Consider the following 255-nt stretch of genomic DNA (forward strand, 5'->3'; position numbering starts at 1 on the left):
TTGTTGACCATTTCACTTACTGTTTCTTAGGTGACGGTTGTTTAATGGAAGGGATTTCTCACGAAGCTTGTTCATTAGCCGGTACGTTAGGTTTAGGTAAATTAGTGGCGTTTTGGGATGACAACGGCATTTCTATCGATGGTCACGTTGAAGGTTGGTTTACTGAAAACGTACCAGCACGTTTTGCCTCATACGGCTGGCATGTGATTGCCGATGTTGATGGTCATAACCCAGAAGCCATTGCTGCAGCCATTG

1 protein-coding gene is annotated in these 255 nt (G+C 44.7%); it reads left to right on the plus strand.

The annotated features are described in order from the left end of the window. Positions 1 to 255 (plus strand): thiamine pyrophosphate-binding protein (locus ACSLUO_RS17760; RefSeq protein WP_527242001.1); only part of this gene is annotated, 255 nt, incomplete at both ends.

The sequence above is a fragment of the Thalassotalea agariperforans genome (assembly GCF_053470345.1).